Annotated in this window: 14 protein-coding genes; 6 read left to right on the forward strand and 8 right to left on the reverse strand. The window is 73.2% G+C overall.

Going from position 1 to position 17,131, the window contains the following annotated elements; all coding sequences use genetic code 11:
- Nucleotides 1-23 precede the first annotated feature (23 nt).
- The 3 genes from AB0927_RS11410 to AB0927_RS11420 are packed head-to-tail and all read right to left on the reverse strand — an operon-like array spanning nt 24 to nt 2,629.
- A complete protein-coding gene (locus tag AB0927_RS11410; protein WP_366667320.1) occupies nt 24-614 on the reverse strand; it encodes a protease inhibitor I42 family protein in 591 nt (196 codons plus the stop codon).
- Between the two features lie 4 nt (nt 615-618).
- The gene (locus AB0927_RS11415) at nt 619-2,253 is read right to left on the reverse strand and encodes a peptidoglycan-binding protein (RefSeq protein WP_366667321.1); all 1,635 of its coding nucleotides are present in this window, start codon (nt 2,251-2,253) and stop codon (nt 619-621) included.
- 10 nt (nt 2,254-2,263) lie between these two features.
- Nucleotides 2,264-2,629 carry a hypothetical protein gene (locus tag AB0927_RS11420; protein ID WP_366667322.1) on the reverse strand — a complete coding sequence of 122 codons (366 nt, stop codon included), beginning with the start codon at nt 2,627-2,629 and terminating at the stop codon, nt 2,264-2,266.
- Between the two features lie 222 nt (nt 2,630-2,851).
- On the opposite strand from AB0927_RS11420, the gene AB0927_RS11425 reads away from it, so the two are divergent.
- The 3 genes from AB0927_RS11425 (at nt 2,852) to AB0927_RS11435 (ending at nt 6,855) form a co-directional block, all read left to right on the forward strand.
- Nucleotides 2,852-3,244 carry a nitroreductase/quinone reductase family protein gene (locus AB0927_RS11425; protein ID WP_366667323.1) on the forward strand — a complete coding sequence of 131 codons (393 nt, stop codon included), beginning with the start codon at nt 2,852-2,854 and terminating at the stop codon, nt 3,242-3,244.
- A 207-nt stretch (nt 3,245-3,451) separates the two neighbouring features.
- Nucleotides 3,452-6,418 (forward strand): BTAD domain-containing putative transcriptional regulator, encoded by a 2,967-nt coding sequence (locus tag AB0927_RS11430; protein ID WP_366667324.1) that lies wholly within the window; start codon nt 3,452-3,454, stop codon nt 6,416-6,418.
- Between the two features lie 212 nt (nt 6,419-6,630).
- The gene (locus AB0927_RS11435; protein WP_366667325.1) at nt 6,631-6,855 is read left to right on the forward strand and encodes a hypothetical protein; all 225 of its coding nucleotides are present in this window, start codon (nt 6,631-6,633) and stop codon (nt 6,853-6,855) included.
- A 119-nt stretch (nt 6,856-6,974) separates the two neighbouring features.
- Here AB0927_RS11435 and AB0927_RS11440 read toward each other — a convergent pair whose 3' ends face one another.
- The 3 genes from AB0927_RS11440 to AB0927_RS11450 form a co-directional block, all read right to left on the reverse strand.
- Nucleotides 6,975-7,592: a hypothetical protein gene (locus AB0927_RS11440; protein ID WP_366667326.1), complete on the reverse strand. Its 618-nt coding sequence runs from the start codon at nt 7,590-7,592 to the stop codon at nt 6,975-6,977.
- Nucleotides 7,593-7,721: 129 nt separating this feature from the next.
- A complete protein-coding gene (locus AB0927_RS11445) occupies nt 7,722-10,109 on the reverse strand; it encodes a serine/threonine-protein kinase (protein ID WP_366667327.1) in 2,388 nt (795 codons plus the stop codon).
- 148 nt (nt 10,110-10,257) lie between these two features.
- A complete protein-coding gene (locus AB0927_RS11450; RefSeq protein ID WP_366667348.1) occupies nt 10,258-10,932 on the reverse strand; it encodes a VOC family protein in 675 nt (224 codons plus the stop codon).
- A gap of 1,184 nt (nt 10,933-12,116) precedes the next feature.
- Between AB0927_RS11450 and AB0927_RS11455 the strand changes: the two genes are divergently transcribed.
- Nucleotides 12,117-12,752, forward strand: coding sequence for a TetR family transcriptional regulator (locus tag AB0927_RS11455; RefSeq protein WP_366667349.1), 636 nt, complete (start codon nt 12,117-12,119; stop codon nt 12,750-12,752).
- 104 nt (nt 12,753-12,856) lie between these two features.
- Here AB0927_RS11455 and AB0927_RS11460 read toward each other — a convergent pair whose 3' ends face one another.
- Nucleotides 12,857-13,912 (reverse strand): CorA family divalent cation transporter, encoded by a 1,056-nt coding sequence (locus tag AB0927_RS11460; RefSeq protein WP_366667328.1) that lies wholly within the window; start codon nt 13,910-13,912, stop codon nt 12,857-12,859.
- A gap of 182 nt (nt 13,913-14,094) precedes the next feature.
- On the opposite strand from AB0927_RS11460, the gene AB0927_RS11465 reads away from it, so the two are divergent.
- Nucleotides 14,095-14,763, forward strand: coding sequence for a pyridoxal 5'-phosphate synthase (locus tag AB0927_RS11465; RefSeq protein WP_366667329.1), 669 nt, complete (start codon nt 14,095-14,097; stop codon nt 14,761-14,763).
- A gap of 16 nt (nt 14,764-14,779) precedes the next feature.
- On the opposite strand, the gene AB0927_RS11470 is transcribed toward AB0927_RS11465, so the two are convergent.
- The gene (locus AB0927_RS11470) at nt 14,780-15,640 is read right to left on the reverse strand and encodes a GNAT family N-acetyltransferase (RefSeq protein WP_366667330.1); all 861 of its coding nucleotides are present in this window, start codon (nt 15,638-15,640) and stop codon (nt 14,780-14,782) included.
- A gap of 212 nt (nt 15,641-15,852) precedes the next feature.
- On the opposite strand from AB0927_RS11470, the gene AB0927_RS11475 reads away from it, so the two are divergent.
- Nucleotides 15,853-17,040 carry an NAD(P)/FAD-dependent oxidoreductase gene (locus tag AB0927_RS11475; RefSeq protein WP_366667331.1) on the forward strand — a complete coding sequence of 396 codons (1,188 nt, stop codon included), beginning with the start codon at nt 15,853-15,855 and terminating at the stop codon, nt 17,038-17,040.
- The last annotated feature ends 91 nt before the right edge of the window (nt 17,041-17,131 follow it).

Raw genomic sequence — 17,131 nt, forward strand, 5'->3', positions numbered from 1 at the left:
TTCCGGTCCGGGGGTGGTCCGGGTCAGCGGACGGTGACGGTGAAGAGGTAGTAGCCGGCCTGTGCGCGGGGGCGGGCGGTGAGGGTGGGATAGGGAGAGGGGGTCGCCGCCCGGCCGGCCGGGCTCGGGGCGAGGGTGGAGCGGTCGTCGGGGCCGGGGCCGGTGCAGGTGTGCAGGGGGCAGTAGAGGAGCCGTACGGTCGTGCTGCCGGGCGCGAGAGCGGTGAAGCGGAAGGATTGGGTGCCGGTGGTGGCGCCGGCGACGTCGCTGTTGCTGTCGCTACCCGACTCCCGCTTGCCCAGGTACGTCAGCACGGCCGCGTCCGGGTGGGGGTCGGCGAGGTACCAGTTCTGGCCCAGGGTCGCGGCCGAGGGGACGACGAGGGAGAACTCCTTGCCCGCCGCGACGGTGACGGACGGGTGATCGATGCCGTACTCGGCGGCCCCTGGGCTCCCGCTCGGCTCGGGCGTCACGCTGGGAGTGGCCGAAACGGTGGGCGTGGCGGCGGTACCGGATCCGCCGTCCGTACCGCCGCAGCCGGTCAGGGCGAACAGGCAGACCAGGGCGGCGGCCGTGCCGAGGAGCGGTGCGCGGGAAGTCGTCGTAGATCGCACGTTCTCAGTCCTGTGGCAGATGGACGGCGTAGGCGTTGGGCAGCCGGTTGTCGCTGGCCTTCGCCATGCCGCCGTTGACGAAGTCGTCCTCGCTGACCCAGGTGGTCTGGCCCCAGGGGTTGTAGATCTCCAGCTTGTCACCCTCCTGGCCGACGATCATCATCGAGTGGCCGTGCCGCGTGCCGTCCGGCTCGTACCCCTCGGCGTCGAAGGGCACCGGCTTGCCGTCCGCCACGGACTTCTCGATCTCCGGCAGGATGTCGCGCCGTGAGTCCGCGTCCCGGACCTCGTGCACGTCGTAGGCGCTTCCGGTCTCCGGGCTGATCTCCTTGTTGGAGATGTCGCTCTGGCCCTTCAGGTCCATGCCGTCCCAGTTGGCGCCGCCGTGGCCCTCGGTGTGCATCCGGTGCTGCTCGTCGATCAGACGCTTCCGGAAGGCCGCCGGGTCGTCCTCCTGACCGCTGGGGCCGCCGGTGAGCGAGAGGGCGTAGACGGGGTCGACCATGGCGCGGGCGGTGACCGTGGAGGAGGCGACGCAGGTGCCCTCCATGCCGTCGCCGCCCTGGGCCCACTGCTGGCCGTCGAAACTCTGCAGCTCCGTGTTCATGTTGGCGCCGCTGGACGGGTCCGTGCCCTTGTCCTTGAGGCTGTCCCCCTGGTTGACGACCGGCGTCAGATGCCTCTGCAACCACGCCGCGTCCTTGCCGTGGATCTTGCCGTCGAACGTCTGGATGTCGTCGACGCTGTGGCCCGCGGCGAGGGCCTTCATCAGGTAGGCCTTCTCCTGGGGGGTCTTCGCGTCCGCCAGCAGCCGGTCCATGCGGGCCCGGTCGGCCGCCGAGAGCTGGTCCATGGCGCGGCCGGAGCGTTCGAGGTCGTTGGCGGTGAGGATCTCGTTGAGGTCGGCCGGGCCGGACGCGCCACTGGCGTCGGCGAGCATCAGCCGGTCCACCGCGGTCAGTTGCCCCGTGTGCATCTTGCCCGCGCGGGCCTCGGCCGCCCACTTGTTCAGATCGCGGGCCGCGGCGCGCACCGCGTCGTCCGCGGCGACGGCCGCCTTGTGCATCGACTCGATGCCCTGGGTGGCGAGTTCCCGGCCCGCGCTGAGGGTGGCCTTCCGCTCCTCCTCGCTCTCCAGGAGGGCACCGAGATCGAAGAAGCTGTCCCGCGGGCCGAGCCGCTGCCGGGCCTGCCGCATCTTGGCGCGGCCGTCGGCGTCCTGCTGCTGCGCGGCGCCGAGCGCGTCGGCCAGCGTGTGCAGCGCCTTGGCGCCGCCCTGGAACGCCTCGCTCATCTTGGTCACGGCGCGGCCCGTGGCGGCCACCGCGCTGGACGCGAGGACCCCGGTGTCGCCGACCCAGACCTCGGGCAGTCCCTTCTTGGCCACCTTGCTCGTACGGTCGTGCAGGTCACCGACCTTGTCGACCTGGTTCCGGTAACAGTCGCCGAGTTCTTCGAGCGTGGCCGTGTCTCCGACCGGCGCGCAGGCGAGGAGGGCGCTGTCGATCTGGTCCAGCAGGTCGTTCTTGTTCCCCGCCTTGGGGATGCTGGTGCACAGGCCGGCCAGCCAGGACCGGCGGCCCTCCGGGGTCGCGAGCGCCCCGAAGGGGTCCGGGAAGAACCCGGGGAATCCCGTCATCGGCCGGCCCTCAGTAGGTCGTCAGGGCCGACGGGGCCGAGGGGGCCGAGGGGGCCGACGGGGCGCCGATGGTCACGCCTGCGGATCGCGCCGCCGCCGTGTGGTCACCGCCCCGGTACGCCCGCTTGGCCAGCCGTACCTTGTCGGCCAGCTCGTGCAGTCCCGACTCCAGCGTGGCGGCCTCGTCGAGCCAGGCCGCGGCGAACGCGTCGAACGCGGCGCTCGACTCGGGGCCGCCGAGGGCGTCCTGCGTGTAGCACATGCGGGGCTGGATGGCCTGGTGTATGTGACCCGCGTGGTCGCCCGCGTCGTCCAGCGCGCCCGCCTGCCCGGACATGCCGGACCTGACCGTGTAGCCGTCCGAAGACGTGCCCATCTCGCTCCCCCGTTGCGAAAACCCTGATGGCGGGGGAGGCTAACACGTGGCCCCCGGGGCCGGTCCGGGCATCACACGCCTCGCACGGAGCCGACACATCGTCACCGCCGGGAAACGGCCTTGAGACGGCCGGGGTCAGTCGGTGGCCGGCCGGGGTCGGCCGGGGTCGGCCGGGACACAGCCGGGGGACGGCGACAGCCGGAAGACACGGGAGCGACAGAGATGCCGAGCCGCGCGGACCGCAAGCACCGCATCGTGACCAGTTTCCAGCGCCGGCTCAACCCGGTGATCCGGCGGCTGCCGTCGCAGACCGTGCTGGAGACCACCGGCCGGGTCTCCGGGGAGCCGCGGCGGACGCCGGTGGGCGGGCGGCGGGTCGGCGGGGCGTTCTGGCTGGTGTCGGAGTTCGGGCGCAGATCGCAGTACGTACGCAACATCGAGGCCGATCCGCGGGTGCGGGTGCGGATCCGGGGGCGGTGGCACCACGGCACCGCCCGTCTTCTGCCGGACGACGATCCACGGGCCCGGCTGCGCGGACTGCCCCGGCTCAACAGCACGGCGGTGCGCGCCTTCGGGACGGATCTGCTGACCATCCGGGTGGACCTGACGGACTGAGCGGCCGGACCGGGGGGCGGTGCACGCATCTCAGACCGATCTGACGGCACATCAACATCTGGAAGCGGTCACGTACATGAGAAGAGGGTGTGAGGGGTTTGTGGACCGGCGTGCGGCGGTCTGTGATCGGCGTCTCGCACGGCTGACGCAACCACCCGGAACAAGGCAAACTGACGGGGTTGTCTGTGATGCCTAGGGGGCGAACGCATGGACGATCGGCCGCGAGTGCCTGAGCAGCGGCGTCCTGGCTCCGCGAGGAAAGCGGAAGCGGGGACGCTGCGGTTCGGCGTGCTCGGTCCGGTGCGGGCCTGGCGCGGCGAGGAGACCCTGAACACGGGCTCCCCCCAGCAACGGGCCCTGCTGGCCGCCCTGCTGCTGCGCGAGGGCCGTACGGCCACGGCGGCGGAGCTGATCGACGCGCTGTGGGGGTCCGAACCGCCGTCGCAGGCGCTGGCGGCCGTACGCACGTACGCGTCCCGGCTGCGGAAGGTCCTGGACTCCGGCGTGCTGGTGAGCGAGTCCGGCGGGTACGCGGTGCGCGGGCTCGGCGAGGGCGCGCTGGATCTCGTACGGGCGCAGGACCTGAACGCGGAGGCGGAGAAGGCGCGCGGCACCGGGGACCTGACCCGGGCCCGTGCGCTGCTCAACGAGGCGCTGGACCTGTGGAACGGCGAGCCCCTGGCCGGGGTCCCCGGGCCCTACGCGGAGACGCAGCGGGTGCGCCTGGAGGAGTGGCGGCTGGGCCTGCTGGAGTCCCGGCTCGACATGGACCTGGAGCAGGGCTGCCACGCCGAGGCGGTGTCCGAGCTGACGGCGCTCACCGCCGCGCACCCTCTGCGGGAGCGGCTGCGCGAGCTGCTGATGCTGGCGCTGTACCGCAGCGGGCGGCAGGCGGAGGCGCTGGCGGTGTACGCCGACACGCGCCGCCTGCTCGCCGAGGAACTGGGCGTGGACCCGCGTCCCGGCCTCAGCGAACTCCAGCAGCGCATCCTCCAGGCCGACCCGGCCCTCGCGGAGCCCTCGGCGCCGGTCGCGGAGCCGTCCGCGGCGCCGGTGCGTCCGGCGCAACTGCCCGCGTCCGTACCGGACTTCACGGGGCGTACCGCCTTCGTGGACGAGCTCAGCGCGGTGCTGGCGTCGGCCACGGAGGCGGAGGGCAGCGTGATGGCGGTCTCCGCGCTGGCGGGGATCGGGGGCGTCGGCAAGACGACGCTCGCGGTGCACGTGGCGCACCGGGCCCGCACCTCCTTCCCGGACGGCCAGCTCTACGTCGACCTCCAGGGGGCGGGCCCGCGCCCCGCCGAGCCGGAGACGGTCCTCGGCTCCTTCCTGCGCGCGCTCGGCACCGCGGACTCGGCGATCCCGGACTCCCTGGAGGAGCGCGCGGCCCTGTACCGCTCCGTGCTGGACGGCCGCCGGGTGCTCGTCCTCCTCGACAACGCGAAGGACGCGGCGCAGGTACGGCCCCTGCTGCCCGGCACGGAGGGGTGTGCGGCGCTGGTGACCTCCCGGGTGCGGATGGTGGGCCTGGCCGGGGCGCACCTGGTCGACCTGGACGTGATGTCGCCGGACGAGGCGCTGGCGTTGTTCACCCGGATCGTCGGCGCGGACCGGGTGGCCCCGGAGCGGGACGCGGCCCTCGACGTCGTCGCCGCGTGCGGCTTCCTGCCCCTGGCGATCCGCATCGCCGCGTCCCGCCTCGCGGCGCGGCGCACCTGGACGGTCTCGGTCCTCGCCGCGAAACTCGCCGACGAGCGCCGCCGTCTGGACGAGTTGCAGGCCGGCGACCTGGCGGTCAAGGCCACCTTCGAACTCGGCTACGGCCAGCTCGACCGCGCCCAGGCCCGCGCCTTCCGCCTTCTCGGCCTCGCCGACGGCCCGGACATCTCCCTGGCCGCCGCGGCCGCGGTCCTGGACCTCCCCCTGGAGTCCGCGGAGGACCTGCTGGAGTCCCTGGTCGACACGTCCCTGCTCGAATCCGCCGCACCCGGCCGCTACCGCTTCCACGACCTGGTCCGCCTCTACGCCCGCGCATGCGCCGAACGCGACGAACAGCCACCGAGCGAGAAGGGGGCGGCGATGTCGCGGTTGCTGGACTTCTATCTGGCGACGGCGGCGGGTGTGTACGCGATCGAGCGGCCGGGGGACCGGCTGGTGGACCACCTTGAGCCGACCTGTGTCCCCGGGCTGGCCTTCCCCGACCGGCGCGCCGCACAGGACTGGCTGTACGCCGAGGCGGTACCGCTCCTGGCCTGCGTGAGACAGTCGTCGAACGGCACGACGCTGCGCCGAGCCGTCGATCTGCTCTGGGCAGCGGTCGATCTCGCGGAGTCGGGCGCCAATTTCAAGGAGTACGAGGCCGCCGGTGCCGCCCTGCGCAACGCCGCCCACGCCGCCTCCGACGGCCGGGCCGAAGGCCGGGCCATCCTGGTACTGGCCAACGCGCGTCACTGGTCAGGGCAGTTCGCCCTGGCCGACGAGGAGGCCAGACAAGCGCTCACCCTCTCGGAAGCCGCCGACGACCCGCTTCCCTGCTGCTGGGCGGCGAACATCCTCGGCGCGTTCTGCTTCTACCAGAGCCGTTACGCCGAGGGAGAGGAATACCTGGAGCGGGCCATCAGGGAATTCCGCGCCTGCGGTGACCTCTCGGGGGCCGCGGCGGCGCTGTGCAACCTCTCGCGGCTGCACCTCCAGACCGATCGGGCCGACAGCGCGGTGCATCTCGCCCGGCAGGGCACCGACATGTACGAGGAGCTCGGGCATTCCCTCAAGGCCGCCAACGGCCACTACGCCCTCGGGCTGGCCCTGGGAAAGAGCGGTCGGCTGGACGACGCCGCCGCGCATCTCGGACAGGCCCTGCCGGTGTTCCGGGTCAGCAGGCAGCGACTGTGGGAGGGGATGACTCTCTTCCGGCTCGCCGAGGTGGACCTGCTGGCCCAGCGCCCCGCCCAGGCCGCCGCCCACGCCGAAATGGCGCTCAGTCAGCTCAGGGACATCGGTGGCGAGTGGCGCCGCGGCAACGTACTGACCGTGCTCGGCAAGGCCCTGAACGGGATAGGCCACACCGGCAGGGCCCAGGTCTGCTGGCGGGACGCCCTGGAAATCTACGCGCGGCTGAACTCGCCGGAGGCGGAGGAAGTGCAGACGCTTCTGGCGCCGGCCACCGCAGCCTGATACGCGGTCCATGTCCACGTTCATCGTTCGTTTATCGCCGCCCGGCATCCTCTTGGGTATCGGGCCGTCGCGTCGGGGGGCGGACGGACCGTCGGTGAGGCCGCCAGGCTCGCGATCTAGAGTGGCGGCTCCAGCGGCCCATCCGGTCGAACTCGGGGGAGTGACCGGATGGGCCCGCCCAGCTGCGACACGAATTCCAAGGGGAGTACCTGATGAGCGACACCACCAAGGACGAGCCGACCATCAAGCCGTTCAACACCCACATCACGGACGCCGAGGCCGGCACCGCGGTGCAGCCGCTCAACACCCACATCACGGACGCCGAGGCCGGCGCGACGGTGCAGCCGCTCAACACCCACATCACCGACACCAAGAGCATCGCGGCTGATGGCACGGTGCAGCCGGACAACACCCACATCACGTCCGACCCCAGCTAGACCTTCTTTCGAACGGGGATCGGCCGCGGCGGCGCGGAGGGGGAGCCGTCGCGGCCGAGGTGTGTTCAGGGGCCGCCGACCTGGTGCCCGGCGCCACGGCGTCCAGCACGGCCGCACCGTTATTCCACTGCCGTGGCCTCCGGAGCGATCTCGCAGTGGTCGGGGAGGTCGGGGGAGTAGCCCGAGTCGTATTCCACCTTGGCCGTCACCGTGCCCTTCGCGGGGACGGTGACGTTCTTGTAGTTGAAGTCGATCTCCGTGTCGTCGCGGTCGCGGAAGGAGACGTCGACGGTGAAGGTGGCCTTGCGGTTGTTCGGGTTCGTCAACTCGACCGTCGCGTAAGGCCGCTTCGCGTTCGCGCAGCTGATCAGTCTCAGCTTGCCGTCCTTGAGCGCGCTGCCGCCCCCGGAGGACGCGGAGGGCGTGGTGCCGTGGGTGGGCCGACGGTACGTGCCGCCCGTGGTGCTCGTGCCGCTGCTGCCGTAGTAGTCGTCGCCGCCGGTTTCGTCGGTGTCGTCGTATGAGCTGCCGCCAGAGGACGACGAGGACGACGAGGACGAAGTGTCGTGGTCCTGGTGGGAGTTGCTGCACCCGCCTCCCCCGCCGCCGCCGTGGCTGTGACCGTAGCTGTGGCCGTGGCTGCTGTGCCCCCCTCGGGAGAAGCCGGTGAGGCTGAGGACCACGAAGGAAAGTACGGCCGTGAACCTGAGCGCGCGCGTCCGTGTAGGCATGGGCATGCCGATCACCCTATCCAGCGGCGCTCACCGCGTGGCGGGCTTCCGGCACGCCGGGTAGCGTCGGCCTGGGACGGCCGCCGTCCGGAGCCCTTTCCGTGAACCGGTACGACGGCCGTCACGCCACGCGCGTCAGGCCGTCCGGGCCGTCCCCGTGCCCTTCTCCGCGTCGAGCGCGTACACACAGCGGTCCTTGCTGCACGCGTACACCACTCCGTCCCTGACCACCGGCGAACCGGTGATCTCGCCGCCCGTGGCCAGCTTCCAGCGCAGCCGGCCGTCGTCGGCCTTGAGGGTGTAGAGCAGGTGGTCGGTGGAGCCGAAGTGGATCCGGCCCTCCGCGACGGCCGGGGCGCCCACCACGTCGCCGCCCGCCTGGAAGCGCCACTTGGGGGTGCCGGTGACCGCGTCCAGGGTGTACAGGCCCTTGCCGCTGCCGACATGGACGTGTCCGGCGGCCACCAGGACCGGCTCGCTGGAGGAACGGGCCTCCGTCGCGATGCGCCAGCGGTCGCGGCCGTCGGTGGCGTCGAGGGCGTAGACCGTGCCGAGGTAGTCGGCGAGGTAGACGCCGCCGCCGGTGACGGCGGGGCCGGGCGCGAAGGCGGGCGGGCTGAGGAAGACCGCCGGGGCCTCGAAGTGCCAGCGCACCATGCCGCTGACCGCCTCGACGGCGAGGACACGGCTGCCGGCGGAGACGTACACGTAACCGTCGGGGGCCGGGGTGAGGCGGACCGGGACACCACCGCAGGAGGCCGCGTCGCCGATGGGGTACGCCCAGCGTTCCTCGCCGGTACGGGCGTCCAGCGCGCGCAGCCGGGCGTCCTGCCAGACGTAGACCGTGCCGTCGTGGACGAGCGGGCCCGCCTCGGGGGTCTCGAAGTCGGTCTGGCAGCCGGTGATCTCCCAGAGCCGCTGCCCGTTCGACGCCTCCCAGGCCTGGGCGCCGCCGCCCCGGGTGCCGGTGACGACGGTGCCGCGGTCGGCCTTGAGGGAGTACACCCAGGCGTCCGTGGACAGCCGCCACAGATCGGTGCCCTCGCGGGCGTCCAGCGCGAACAGGGTCGGGCCGTCGGAGGCGTGCACCCGGCCGTCCGCGACCGCCATGGACCAGGCCACGTCCCGCGTCTTGAAGCGGCGCCGGCCGGTGCCCACGTCGAGCGCGTGCACCTCGAAGGAGGTGACGTAGACGAGGTCGCCGTCGACGGAGGGGGTGCCCCAGACATCGTTCGACATGCGGAAACGCCAGGGGCGCCAGCCGCTCGCCTGCTCCGGCGGTCCGGGCGGGGCGGCGGGTACGGCGGGGTCGGGGCCGGCCAGACCGGGGCGCGGGCGGGACCAGTTGGCGACCAGGCCGGCCTCCGGCGGGGGCGCCTTGACGGCGGCGGCACGGGCGTCGGCGACGCGCGGGCCGGGGCCGATCGGCACGGGCGCGCCGGCGAGGCGGACGGGACCCGCGTCGGGGGCGGCGGAGCCCGCGAAGGAGGCCGACGGGACCGGCGGGACCGAGGGAACCGGCGGGTCGTACGCGGGGGGCGGCGGGACGGCCGCACCGGTGGGGCGCGGGCCGGGACCGGTGGGCCGCGGGCCCGCGCCGGTCGTCGCCGGGGCCGGCTTGGCGGCGGGGCGCCCGCCGCGGCGGGCCTCGATCAGGGCCACGGCCTTCTCGGGCAGCCACGCGGAGGCGGTGCCGCTGTCGTCGGAGCCGGAGCCGAAGAGATGGGGCGCGAGCTGGGCCTGGAGGTCGGCCGGGGTGGGGCGGCCGGGGGCCTCCATCTGCATGCAGACGTCGATCAGCGGGCGCAGTTCGTCCGGCAGACCGGTCAGGTCCGGGCCCTCGCGCAGCAGCATGAAGACCGTCTCGACCGGGTTGGCACCGTGGAAGGGCGGGTGCCCGGTGGCCGCGAAGACCAGCATGGAGCCGAGCGAGAAGACGTCGCTGGCGCCGGTGACGCTGCGGGAGTCCTTGGCCTGCTCGGGCGACATGTAGGCGGGGGTGCCGACGGCGACGTTCGTCATCGTCAGACGGGTGTTGGAGACGCCGGAGGCGATGCCGAAGTCGATGACCCGGGGGCCGTCCTCGACCACGAGCACGTTGGACGGCTTGAGGTCGCGGTGGACCAGGCCGGCCCCGTGGATGGACTGGAGGGCCTCGGCGACGCCCGCGGCGAGCCAGCGCACGGCCTGCGCCGGCAGCGGCCCGCACTCGTTCACTATCTCTTCGAGGGAGGGCGCGGGGACGTAGGCGGTGGCCAGCCACGGCACGGCGGCGCGCGGGTCGGCGTCGACCACGGCCGCCGTGTAGAAGCCGGACACCGCACGGGCCGCCTCCACCTCACGGGTGAAGCGGACGCGGAAGAGCTGGTCCTCGGCCAGCTCGGTGCGCACCGTCTTGATCGCGACGCGCCGGCCGGACGCCGAGCGCGCGAGATAGACCAGCCCCATGCCGCCGGCACCCAGCCGGCCCAGCACCTCGAACGGCCCGATCCGCCGCGGATCGTGCTGCGTCAGCTGATCCACTTGCCTGCCACCTCCCCGTACTGGCCGCGCCAGCCCATTTGTACGCGACCGAAGTGCAGCGTCTCACCACCGCACCGCCATGGCGGCACGCACCCTGATTCTTCCTGGCCGGGCGGCCGGTTGCGAACCCGGGGACAAATCGGGGTGTCTACCGCTGCAGCAGCGCGAACGACGCCCCTTGATTGTCGGTGACGACGGCCACTCGTCCGTACGACGTCTCGAATGGCGGCGCCTGCACCCGCCCGCCAAGCCGTTGTACGACACCGAGCGCCTCGTCGAGGGCGGTGACGCGGAAGTGGGCGAGGATGTGCGGCGGCATCTCGGCGGGGAAGACGTCGGTGAGGTCGGCGCGGCCGAAGTCGGGTTCGGCGCCGGGGGCGAACAGCGCGTGGTGGAACAGGCCGCCGTAGAAGGTGTTCGCGCCGGTGGTGTCACGGGTGTACAGCTCGGCCCAGACGAAGGTGCCGGGCTCGTGCCGCCGCCCGAATCCCGGGTGCCGTCTCGCCTGCCACAGCCCGAACACCGCGCCCTCGGGGTCGGCGGCGAGTGCGGCCCGGCCGAGTTCCGCCACCGGGTACGGCCCCACGACCATCTGTCCGCCGGCCGCGATGATCCTCCGGCTGAGCGTCTGGACGTCCGGCGTCGCGAAGTACACCGTCCAGACCGTGGGCATCCGCCCGTCCGTCTTGCGCCCCAGCTGAGCCACCGGCTGCCCTTCCAGCCTGGCCCACACGGAGCCCCCTTCCCCTTCCTGGAAGCTCCACCCGAACAGCTCCCCGTAGAACCGCTTGCCTCCTTCGAGGTCGGGGAGCTGGGCGTCCAGCCAGCAGGGGGTGCCTTCGGGGTAGGGGGGCCGGGGAGGCGGGGCTTGGGCCGCGCCTTCGGTCGAGGCTTGGGCCGGGGCTTGGGCCGCGCCTTCGGTCGAGGCCTCGGCGGGGGCTTGAGCTGGGGCCTCGGTCGCGCCTTCGGTCGCGCCTTCGACCGCTTCTTCGGGCGCTTCTTCAGGTGCGTCGTCAGGTGTTTCTTCGGGTGCTTCTTCGGCGGGAACGGGTGCTTCTTCGGTGGGAACGGGCGGCTCTCCGGAGCCCGCGGGCATGCCGGGACGCACCCCCGCGCCGGGGCGGACCCCCTCGCCGGGTGCCTCGCGCGAGCCGGCGTCCGCGCCGGAGCCCGGTCTCGCGCCAGGCTCCCCTCGCGGCTCCGGTCCACGGCCGGCCCCCGGCTGCTCTTCACCGCGCCCCGCACCGGAGCCTTCCCGCGCGTCTCCGCCCCGGCCATCACCGGGGTCCCCCGCCTCTCCCCCACCCGGCCCCGCGCTCGCCGCGGCACGCACCGCGCCGCCGAGCCCTCCGGCCGCAGACCCGCCGGGACCTACCCGCGCAGCTCCACCAGCGCGCGTACCCGAACCATCGCCCGCCCCCGGCGCCTCGCGCGGCTCTGCATCAGAACCCGCGCCCGGCACACCGCCCACGCCCTCGCCCCGACCAACACCGGGTTTCCCCGTCTCTCCCCCACCCGGACCCGTACCCAGGTCGTCACCCGGACCGACGCCCGCCCTTCCGCGCCCCGCGCCGCCCGGCACCGCGCCCGGCGCGACGTGCGTCTCACTGCCCGGACCCGCGACCGGCGCCCCGCGCACGCCCTCACCCGGACCGGCACCCGGCTCCCCCGGCTCTCCGCACGTTCCTCCCCGTGCCCCGGAGCCCACCCCTCCGCCCAGCCCGGAACCCAGCGCTCCGGGCGCTCCCGAACAGGCCCCACCGAGCCCCGCAGCCCCCCACCGGGCCCCGGACGCCGCGCGCCCACCACCCCCCGGCCCCCCGCTCTGACCCCCGTGTGGCTCTTCGTTCGCGGATGCCCTGTTTTCGGCCATGTCGTCAAAGTAACCGGGTGGCGCGCAGCGCGCAGACCAGGCACACCAGGCTCGATGGGCCCTCGCACCCCATTTGCAGTCGGCCGAATCGCGCTCCCATCACCCCTCGGTAAGCTGACGGCATGACAGGACAAGTGCGTACCGTCGACGGCCGCGTGGCCGGCCGACGTGGGCAGGCGACCCGGCAGAAGCTGCTCGACTGCCTCAGCGAGATGCTCAGCTCCTCCCCGTACCGGGACGTCAAGGTCATCGATGTCGCCCGGAAGGCGGGCACTTCGCCCGCGACCTTCTACCAGTACTTCCCGGACGTCGAGGGCGCCGTCCTGGAGATCGCCGACCAAATGGCGGCCGAGGGCGCCGGGTTGACCGAGCTGCTCGAAGGGCGGTCCTGGGCCGGCAAGTCCGGATGGCAGACCTCGCAGGAACTCGTGGACGGCTTCCTGGACTTCTGGAAGCGGCACGACGCGATCCTGCGCGTGGTCGATCTGGGCGCCGCCGAGGGGGACAAACGGTTCTACAAGATCCGCATGAAGATCCTGAACTCGGTCAACAGCTCCCTCTCCGACTCGATCGCGGAACTCCAGTCCAAGGGCCGCGTCGACAAGGACGTGAACCCCGCCGCGGTGGCCGGCTCCCTCGTCACCATGCTCGCCGCGGTCGCCTCCCACCAGAAGGGCTTCTCGGCCTGGGGCGTCAAGCAGGCCGAACTCAAGCCCAATCTGGCCCTTTTGGTCCACCTGGGCGTCACGGGGCGCAAGCCGTCGAAATAGCACCCGTGCGTCGAGGTACGCGCCATCAACAGCAAAGTCCTGTCTGGCAGGCGGTGGTTCACCGAGGTGAACCACCGCCTGCCGTGCTGTGGAGGCATCTCGCGCTAATCCTCGTCTCGCAGCCGCCGCCAGACGCGGGTGCGGTGCAGGACGTAGAAGGCGCCGGCCAGCACGCACACCTGGAGGCCGATCGCGAGCAGCCAGAAGACCGCACGGCTCTCCAACTCGTCCGTCAGGAAGGCGAAGTTCATGCCGAAGAAGCCGGTCAGGAAGGACAGCGGCAGGAAGATCACGGACACGATGGCCAGCCGGTTGATCACGCCGTTCTGCTCACCCGCGACGAGGGACGAGTAGCTGCTGAAGGCCCGCCGGGTGGCCTCCTGGAGTGTCTCGATGTCGGTGAGCACCAGGCGGGCCACGTGCTGGAACTCACGGGCGAGCCGTTGCCGCTCGGCCGGGAAGTCGGGGCTCATCATCCGGCGGGTGATGACCTCGTCCATCACCTGGAGGTAGGGCAGCAGCGCGTGATGCAGCAGGGCGGAACGGCGGCGCAGCCGGGACAGCCGGTAGACCTGCTCGGGGCGCCGCTGCTGGAACATGTCGTCCTCCAGTTCCTCCACCTCCAGCAGCGCGGCCACCGCGGCCCGGCGGAAGGTGGCCAGGGCGGACTGGAGCACCAGGAAGAGCACGGCCACGGCGTCACGGGGCCGCTCCCGCCGCACGTGCGCGGTGATCTCCGGCGCCAGGAACGCGGGGCCCCGGTGCGCGGTGACCAGGAAGCGGTCTCCGGCCACGGCGTGCGCGTAGGTGACGCGTCCGTCCCGTACGACGGGGATGACCAGGCCGACGACGTCCCCCAGGAAGTCCGCGCGGACGGGCTCGCCCCGGCGCCCGAACCAGTCCAGGTCCGCGCCGCCGATCCCGAGCAGCCGGGCCAGCGGACCGGCCCCCTCCCCCTGCTCCCACTCCCCCTGCTGCTCCCCCTGCTCCCACTCCCCCTGCTGCTCCCCCTCCCTCTGTTCTCCCTCCTCCCCCTCCTCCCCTTCCAGCAGTTCCACGTCCACGAGGAGGCAGCGGGTGGTGGCGAGCCTGCGGCGGGCCCCCGCCAGGTCGGTGCGCACGACGGTGCCCTCCGGCACCGCCACCACCGTTACGATCATCACCCTCACCGCCGGTCCCGTCGGCCCCGCCCCCAGCCTGGGCGGACCGTGCCGCCCGCGCACCCGGATGCCCTCCCGTGCGCCGCCGGACGGCCCGAACGGGTGAGCGCGGACGGCGGGCGGGGGCGGCCGGACCCCGGGCCGAGGCGGCCTGGCCCCGGCGGGCTTGGATACTCGGCCCCATGGCACAGAACGATCTCCACGCCCTGCTCCTGACCCAGCGCGTCTGGCCGCCCGAGGTGACGCGGCTGCCGCCGTTCGACCCGGAGACGGCCCCGCCGACCCCGCTGCCGCTGTTCACGAGCTGGTTCGCGGAGGCGGTGGCGGCCGGGCAGCCGGAGCCGCACACGATGACGCTGGCCACGGCGGACGAGGGGGGACGGCCGGACGCCCGGATCGTGATGCTGCACGGCGCCGACCCCGACGGCTGGTCCTTCGCCACGCACGCCACCAGCCGCAAGGGCCGCGCGCTCGAAAGCCGCCCGTACGCCGCCCTGGTCTTCTACTGGCCGGTGCTGGGCCGCCAGGTGCGGGTGCGCGGGCCGGTCACGCCGGCGACGCCCGAGGAGAGCCAGGCGGATCTGCACGCCCACTCGACGGGCGCGCTCGCGGCGGCGCTGACCGGACGGCAGAGCGAGGAGCTGGCTTCCGTGGACGAGCTCCGCCGCGCCTCGGAGGCGGCGTGGGCCGAGGCCCGCGAGGACCCTTCCCGGCCGGCTCCCACCTGGACCCTCTACCGGCTGCGCCCCGACACGGTCGAGTTCTTCCAGGGCGCCGCCGACCGGGCCCACGTCCGGCTGGAGTACCGCAGCACGGAGTTCGGGTGGAGCAGGGGACTGCTGTGGCCGTGAGACGGCCTGCGCGGGGTCAGTCCGTGAAGCTCCACACCGTGAAGTCCGCGACGCCCTGGTAGCCGAGCCGCTGGTAGAGGCCGTTGCTCGTGGGGTCGGCCAGGTCGGTGAAGAGGAGAACCTCGGCCGCTCCGGCGGCGCGCGCGGCCCTGCTGACCTCGGCGGTGACCGCGCCGGCGTATCCGCGTCGCCGCAGCTCGGCCGGGGTGTACACGGGGGCGACGCGCACCTGCCCCGCGACCTCCTGGGACACCCCGGCCATGGCGAGGGGCGTGCCGTCGGCGGCCTCCCACAGGGTGATGCCGCCGTAGGAGATGCGGGCGTCGGCCCACGCGCCCGCGTCCCGCCCGGCACCTTCCCCGACCGCCTCCGCGAACTCCCCGAACCAGCGGACCAGCAGCGCCCGGTCGGCAGCCCCGACGACCCTCGGCCGGCCGTCCGGCAGCGCAGCGGGCGGCGTCAGCTCGCCCAGCCGGTAGAGCCGCTGCCGCATGCGCACCCGCGCCTTCGTGTCGGCCCGCCGCCGCCACGCGTCCACGAACGCGGCGGCCGAGTCCCGCTCGGCGTTCACCTGGACGGGCCGACGGCCCGGCCCGGCGAGACGAGCGGCCAGGGCATCGGCCTGCGCCGGGGTGACCGGTGTGAGGTGGAGGCCGATGGCGGGCGCGTGGAGGAAGGCGGCGCCCACCTCGCCGTGCGACTCCAGCGTGCCGAAAAGGAGTTCGCCCTCGCCGTAGTAGTGCGGTCCGCGGCTGCGGAGGGTGTCGGCGACCGTCAGCGGCACGGTGTGCAACGCCGGGCGGGAGCGCAGGAAGTCCGCGGCGCGGGAGAGGAAGTCGTCGAGGTCGTCGGTCAGGTGCCAGGCATCGGGGTGCATGAGGCCATCGTCCGGGCCAACTCGTCAGGCGGGAAACCGGTTTATGTCACGAAGGGCGACGATGAATTACGTGACTCTCCGTCACATCAGCAGCCGCGCCGACCTTTTCCCGCACCACCCACCCGCACACCCCACACATCCGTGATCAATCCGGAACCAATTCCGGTCTTGACCGAGACCCATCAACCAGGGGGGTGATTACGCTCGCGCTCATGGCCGTCTCCCGTCCCACCCCCACGCACCCCTCGTCGACCCCCGCCGACCACCCGGTGTACGTCATCGGCGCCGGTCCGGGCGGTCTCGCCGCCGCGTACGCGCTGCGGGCGCGCGGCATACGGGCGGTGGTGCTGGAGAAGGCGGACGCGGTCGGGGCGTCCTGGCGGCGGCACTACGACCGGCTCCATCTGCACACCACCCGCCGGCTGTCCGCCCTGCCCGGACTGAAGATCCCGCGCCGGTTCGGGCGCTGGGTGTCGCGCGACGACGTGGTGCGCTACCTGGAGAAGTACGCCGAGCACCACGAGCTGGAGATCGTCACCGGCGTGGAGGTGCACCGCGTCGAGCGCACCGAGGACGGCACCGGCTGGCTGCTGCGCGCGTCCGGCGGGCGCGAGCTGACCGGCAGCGCGGTGGTCGTCGCCACGGGGTACAACCACACCCCGCGTGTGCCCGACTGGCCCGGGCGGGAGTCGTACGGCGGCGAGCTGCTGCACGCCGGCGCGTACCGCAACGCGCGGCCGTACGCCGGGCGGGACGTGCTGGTCGTCGGGGTCGGCAACACCGGCGCCGAGATAGCCGTCGACCTGGTGGAGGGCGGCGCCGCGCGGGTCCGTCTCGCGGTGCGCACCGTGCCGCACATCGTGCGCCGCTCCACGCTCGGCTGGCCCGCGCAGTACTCCGGTGTGCTGGTACGACGGCTGCCGGTGCGCCTCGTGGACGGCCTGGCCCGCCGGCAGGCCAGACTGTCCATGCCCGACCTGTCCGCGCAGGGGCTGCCCCGGCCCGACACCGGCATGTACAGCAGGGTGAGGCAGGGCGCGATCCCGGTGCAGGACGTGGGCCTGCTCGACGCCGTGCGCCGCGGGAAGGTCGAGGTCGTGGCGGCGGTGGAGTCCTTCGAGGCCGGGCAGGTGGTCCTCGCGGACGGCTCCCGGATATCGCCGGACGCGGTGATCGCGGCGACCGGGTACGCGCGGGGCCTTGAGGGGCTGGTCGGACACCTGGAGGTCCTGGACTCGCGCGGGAAGCCGGTGGTGCGGGGCGGCCGGACGCCGGACCGGGCCCCCGGCCTGTACTTCACCGGCTACACCAACCCGATCAGCGGGATGCTGCGGGAGATGGCGCTGGACGCGGGGCGGATCGCGAAGGGGGTGGCGGGTCACCTGCGGGGTCGCCGCTAGGGGGTGTCCGGCGGATCTTGGTGGAGGGAAGTCACGGCACGGTTTTGACCCAGGTGAGCGGGGTCTGGTGCGTCGAGATGCAAGGCGGAGG

It is taken from the genome of Streptomyces sp. NPDC048106, from assembly GCF_040706415.1.
GTDB lineage: Bacteria > Actinomycetota > Actinomycetes > Streptomycetales > Streptomycetaceae > Streptomyces.

What these genes read in the sequence shown, in the direction of transcription:
- AB0927_RS11415 (WP_366667321.1), bottom strand. Translation starts at nt 2,253, where the DNA reads ATGACGGGATTCCCCGGGTTCTTCCCGGACCCCTTCGGGGCGCTCGCG.
- AB0927_RS11465 (WP_366667329.1), top strand. Translation starts at nt 14,095, where the DNA reads ATGGCACAGAACGATCTCCACGCCCTGCTCCTGACCCAGCGCGTCTGG.
- AB0927_RS11470 (WP_366667330.1), bottom strand. Translation starts at nt 15,640, where the DNA reads ATGCACCCCGATGCCTGGCACCTGACCGACGACCTCGACGACTTCCTC.
- AB0927_RS11420 (WP_366667322.1), bottom strand. Translation starts at nt 2,629, where the DNA reads ATGGGCACGTCTTCGGACGGCTACACGGTCAGGTCCGGCATGTCCGGG.
- AB0927_RS11475 (WP_366667331.1), top strand. Translation starts at nt 15,853, where the DNA reads ATGGCCGTCTCCCGTCCCACCCCCACGCACCCCTCGTCGACCCCCGCC.
- AB0927_RS11425 (WP_366667323.1), top strand. Translation starts at nt 2,852, where the DNA reads ATGCCGAGCCGCGCGGACCGCAAGCACCGCATCGTGACCAGTTTCCAG.
- AB0927_RS11440 (WP_366667326.1), bottom strand. Translation starts at nt 7,592, where the DNA reads ATGCCCATGCCTACACGGACGCGCGCGCTCAGGTTCACGGCCGTACTT.
- AB0927_RS11430 (WP_366667324.1), top strand. Translation starts at nt 3,452, where the DNA reads ATGGACGATCGGCCGCGAGTGCCTGAGCAGCGGCGTCCTGGCTCCGCG.
- AB0927_RS11460 (WP_366667328.1), bottom strand. Translation starts at nt 13,912, where the DNA reads ATGATCGTAACGGTGGTGGCGGTGCCGGAGGGCACCGTCGTGCGCACC.
- AB0927_RS11435 (WP_366667325.1), top strand. Translation starts at nt 6,631, where the DNA reads ATGAGCGACACCACCAAGGACGAGCCGACCATCAAGCCGTTCAACACC.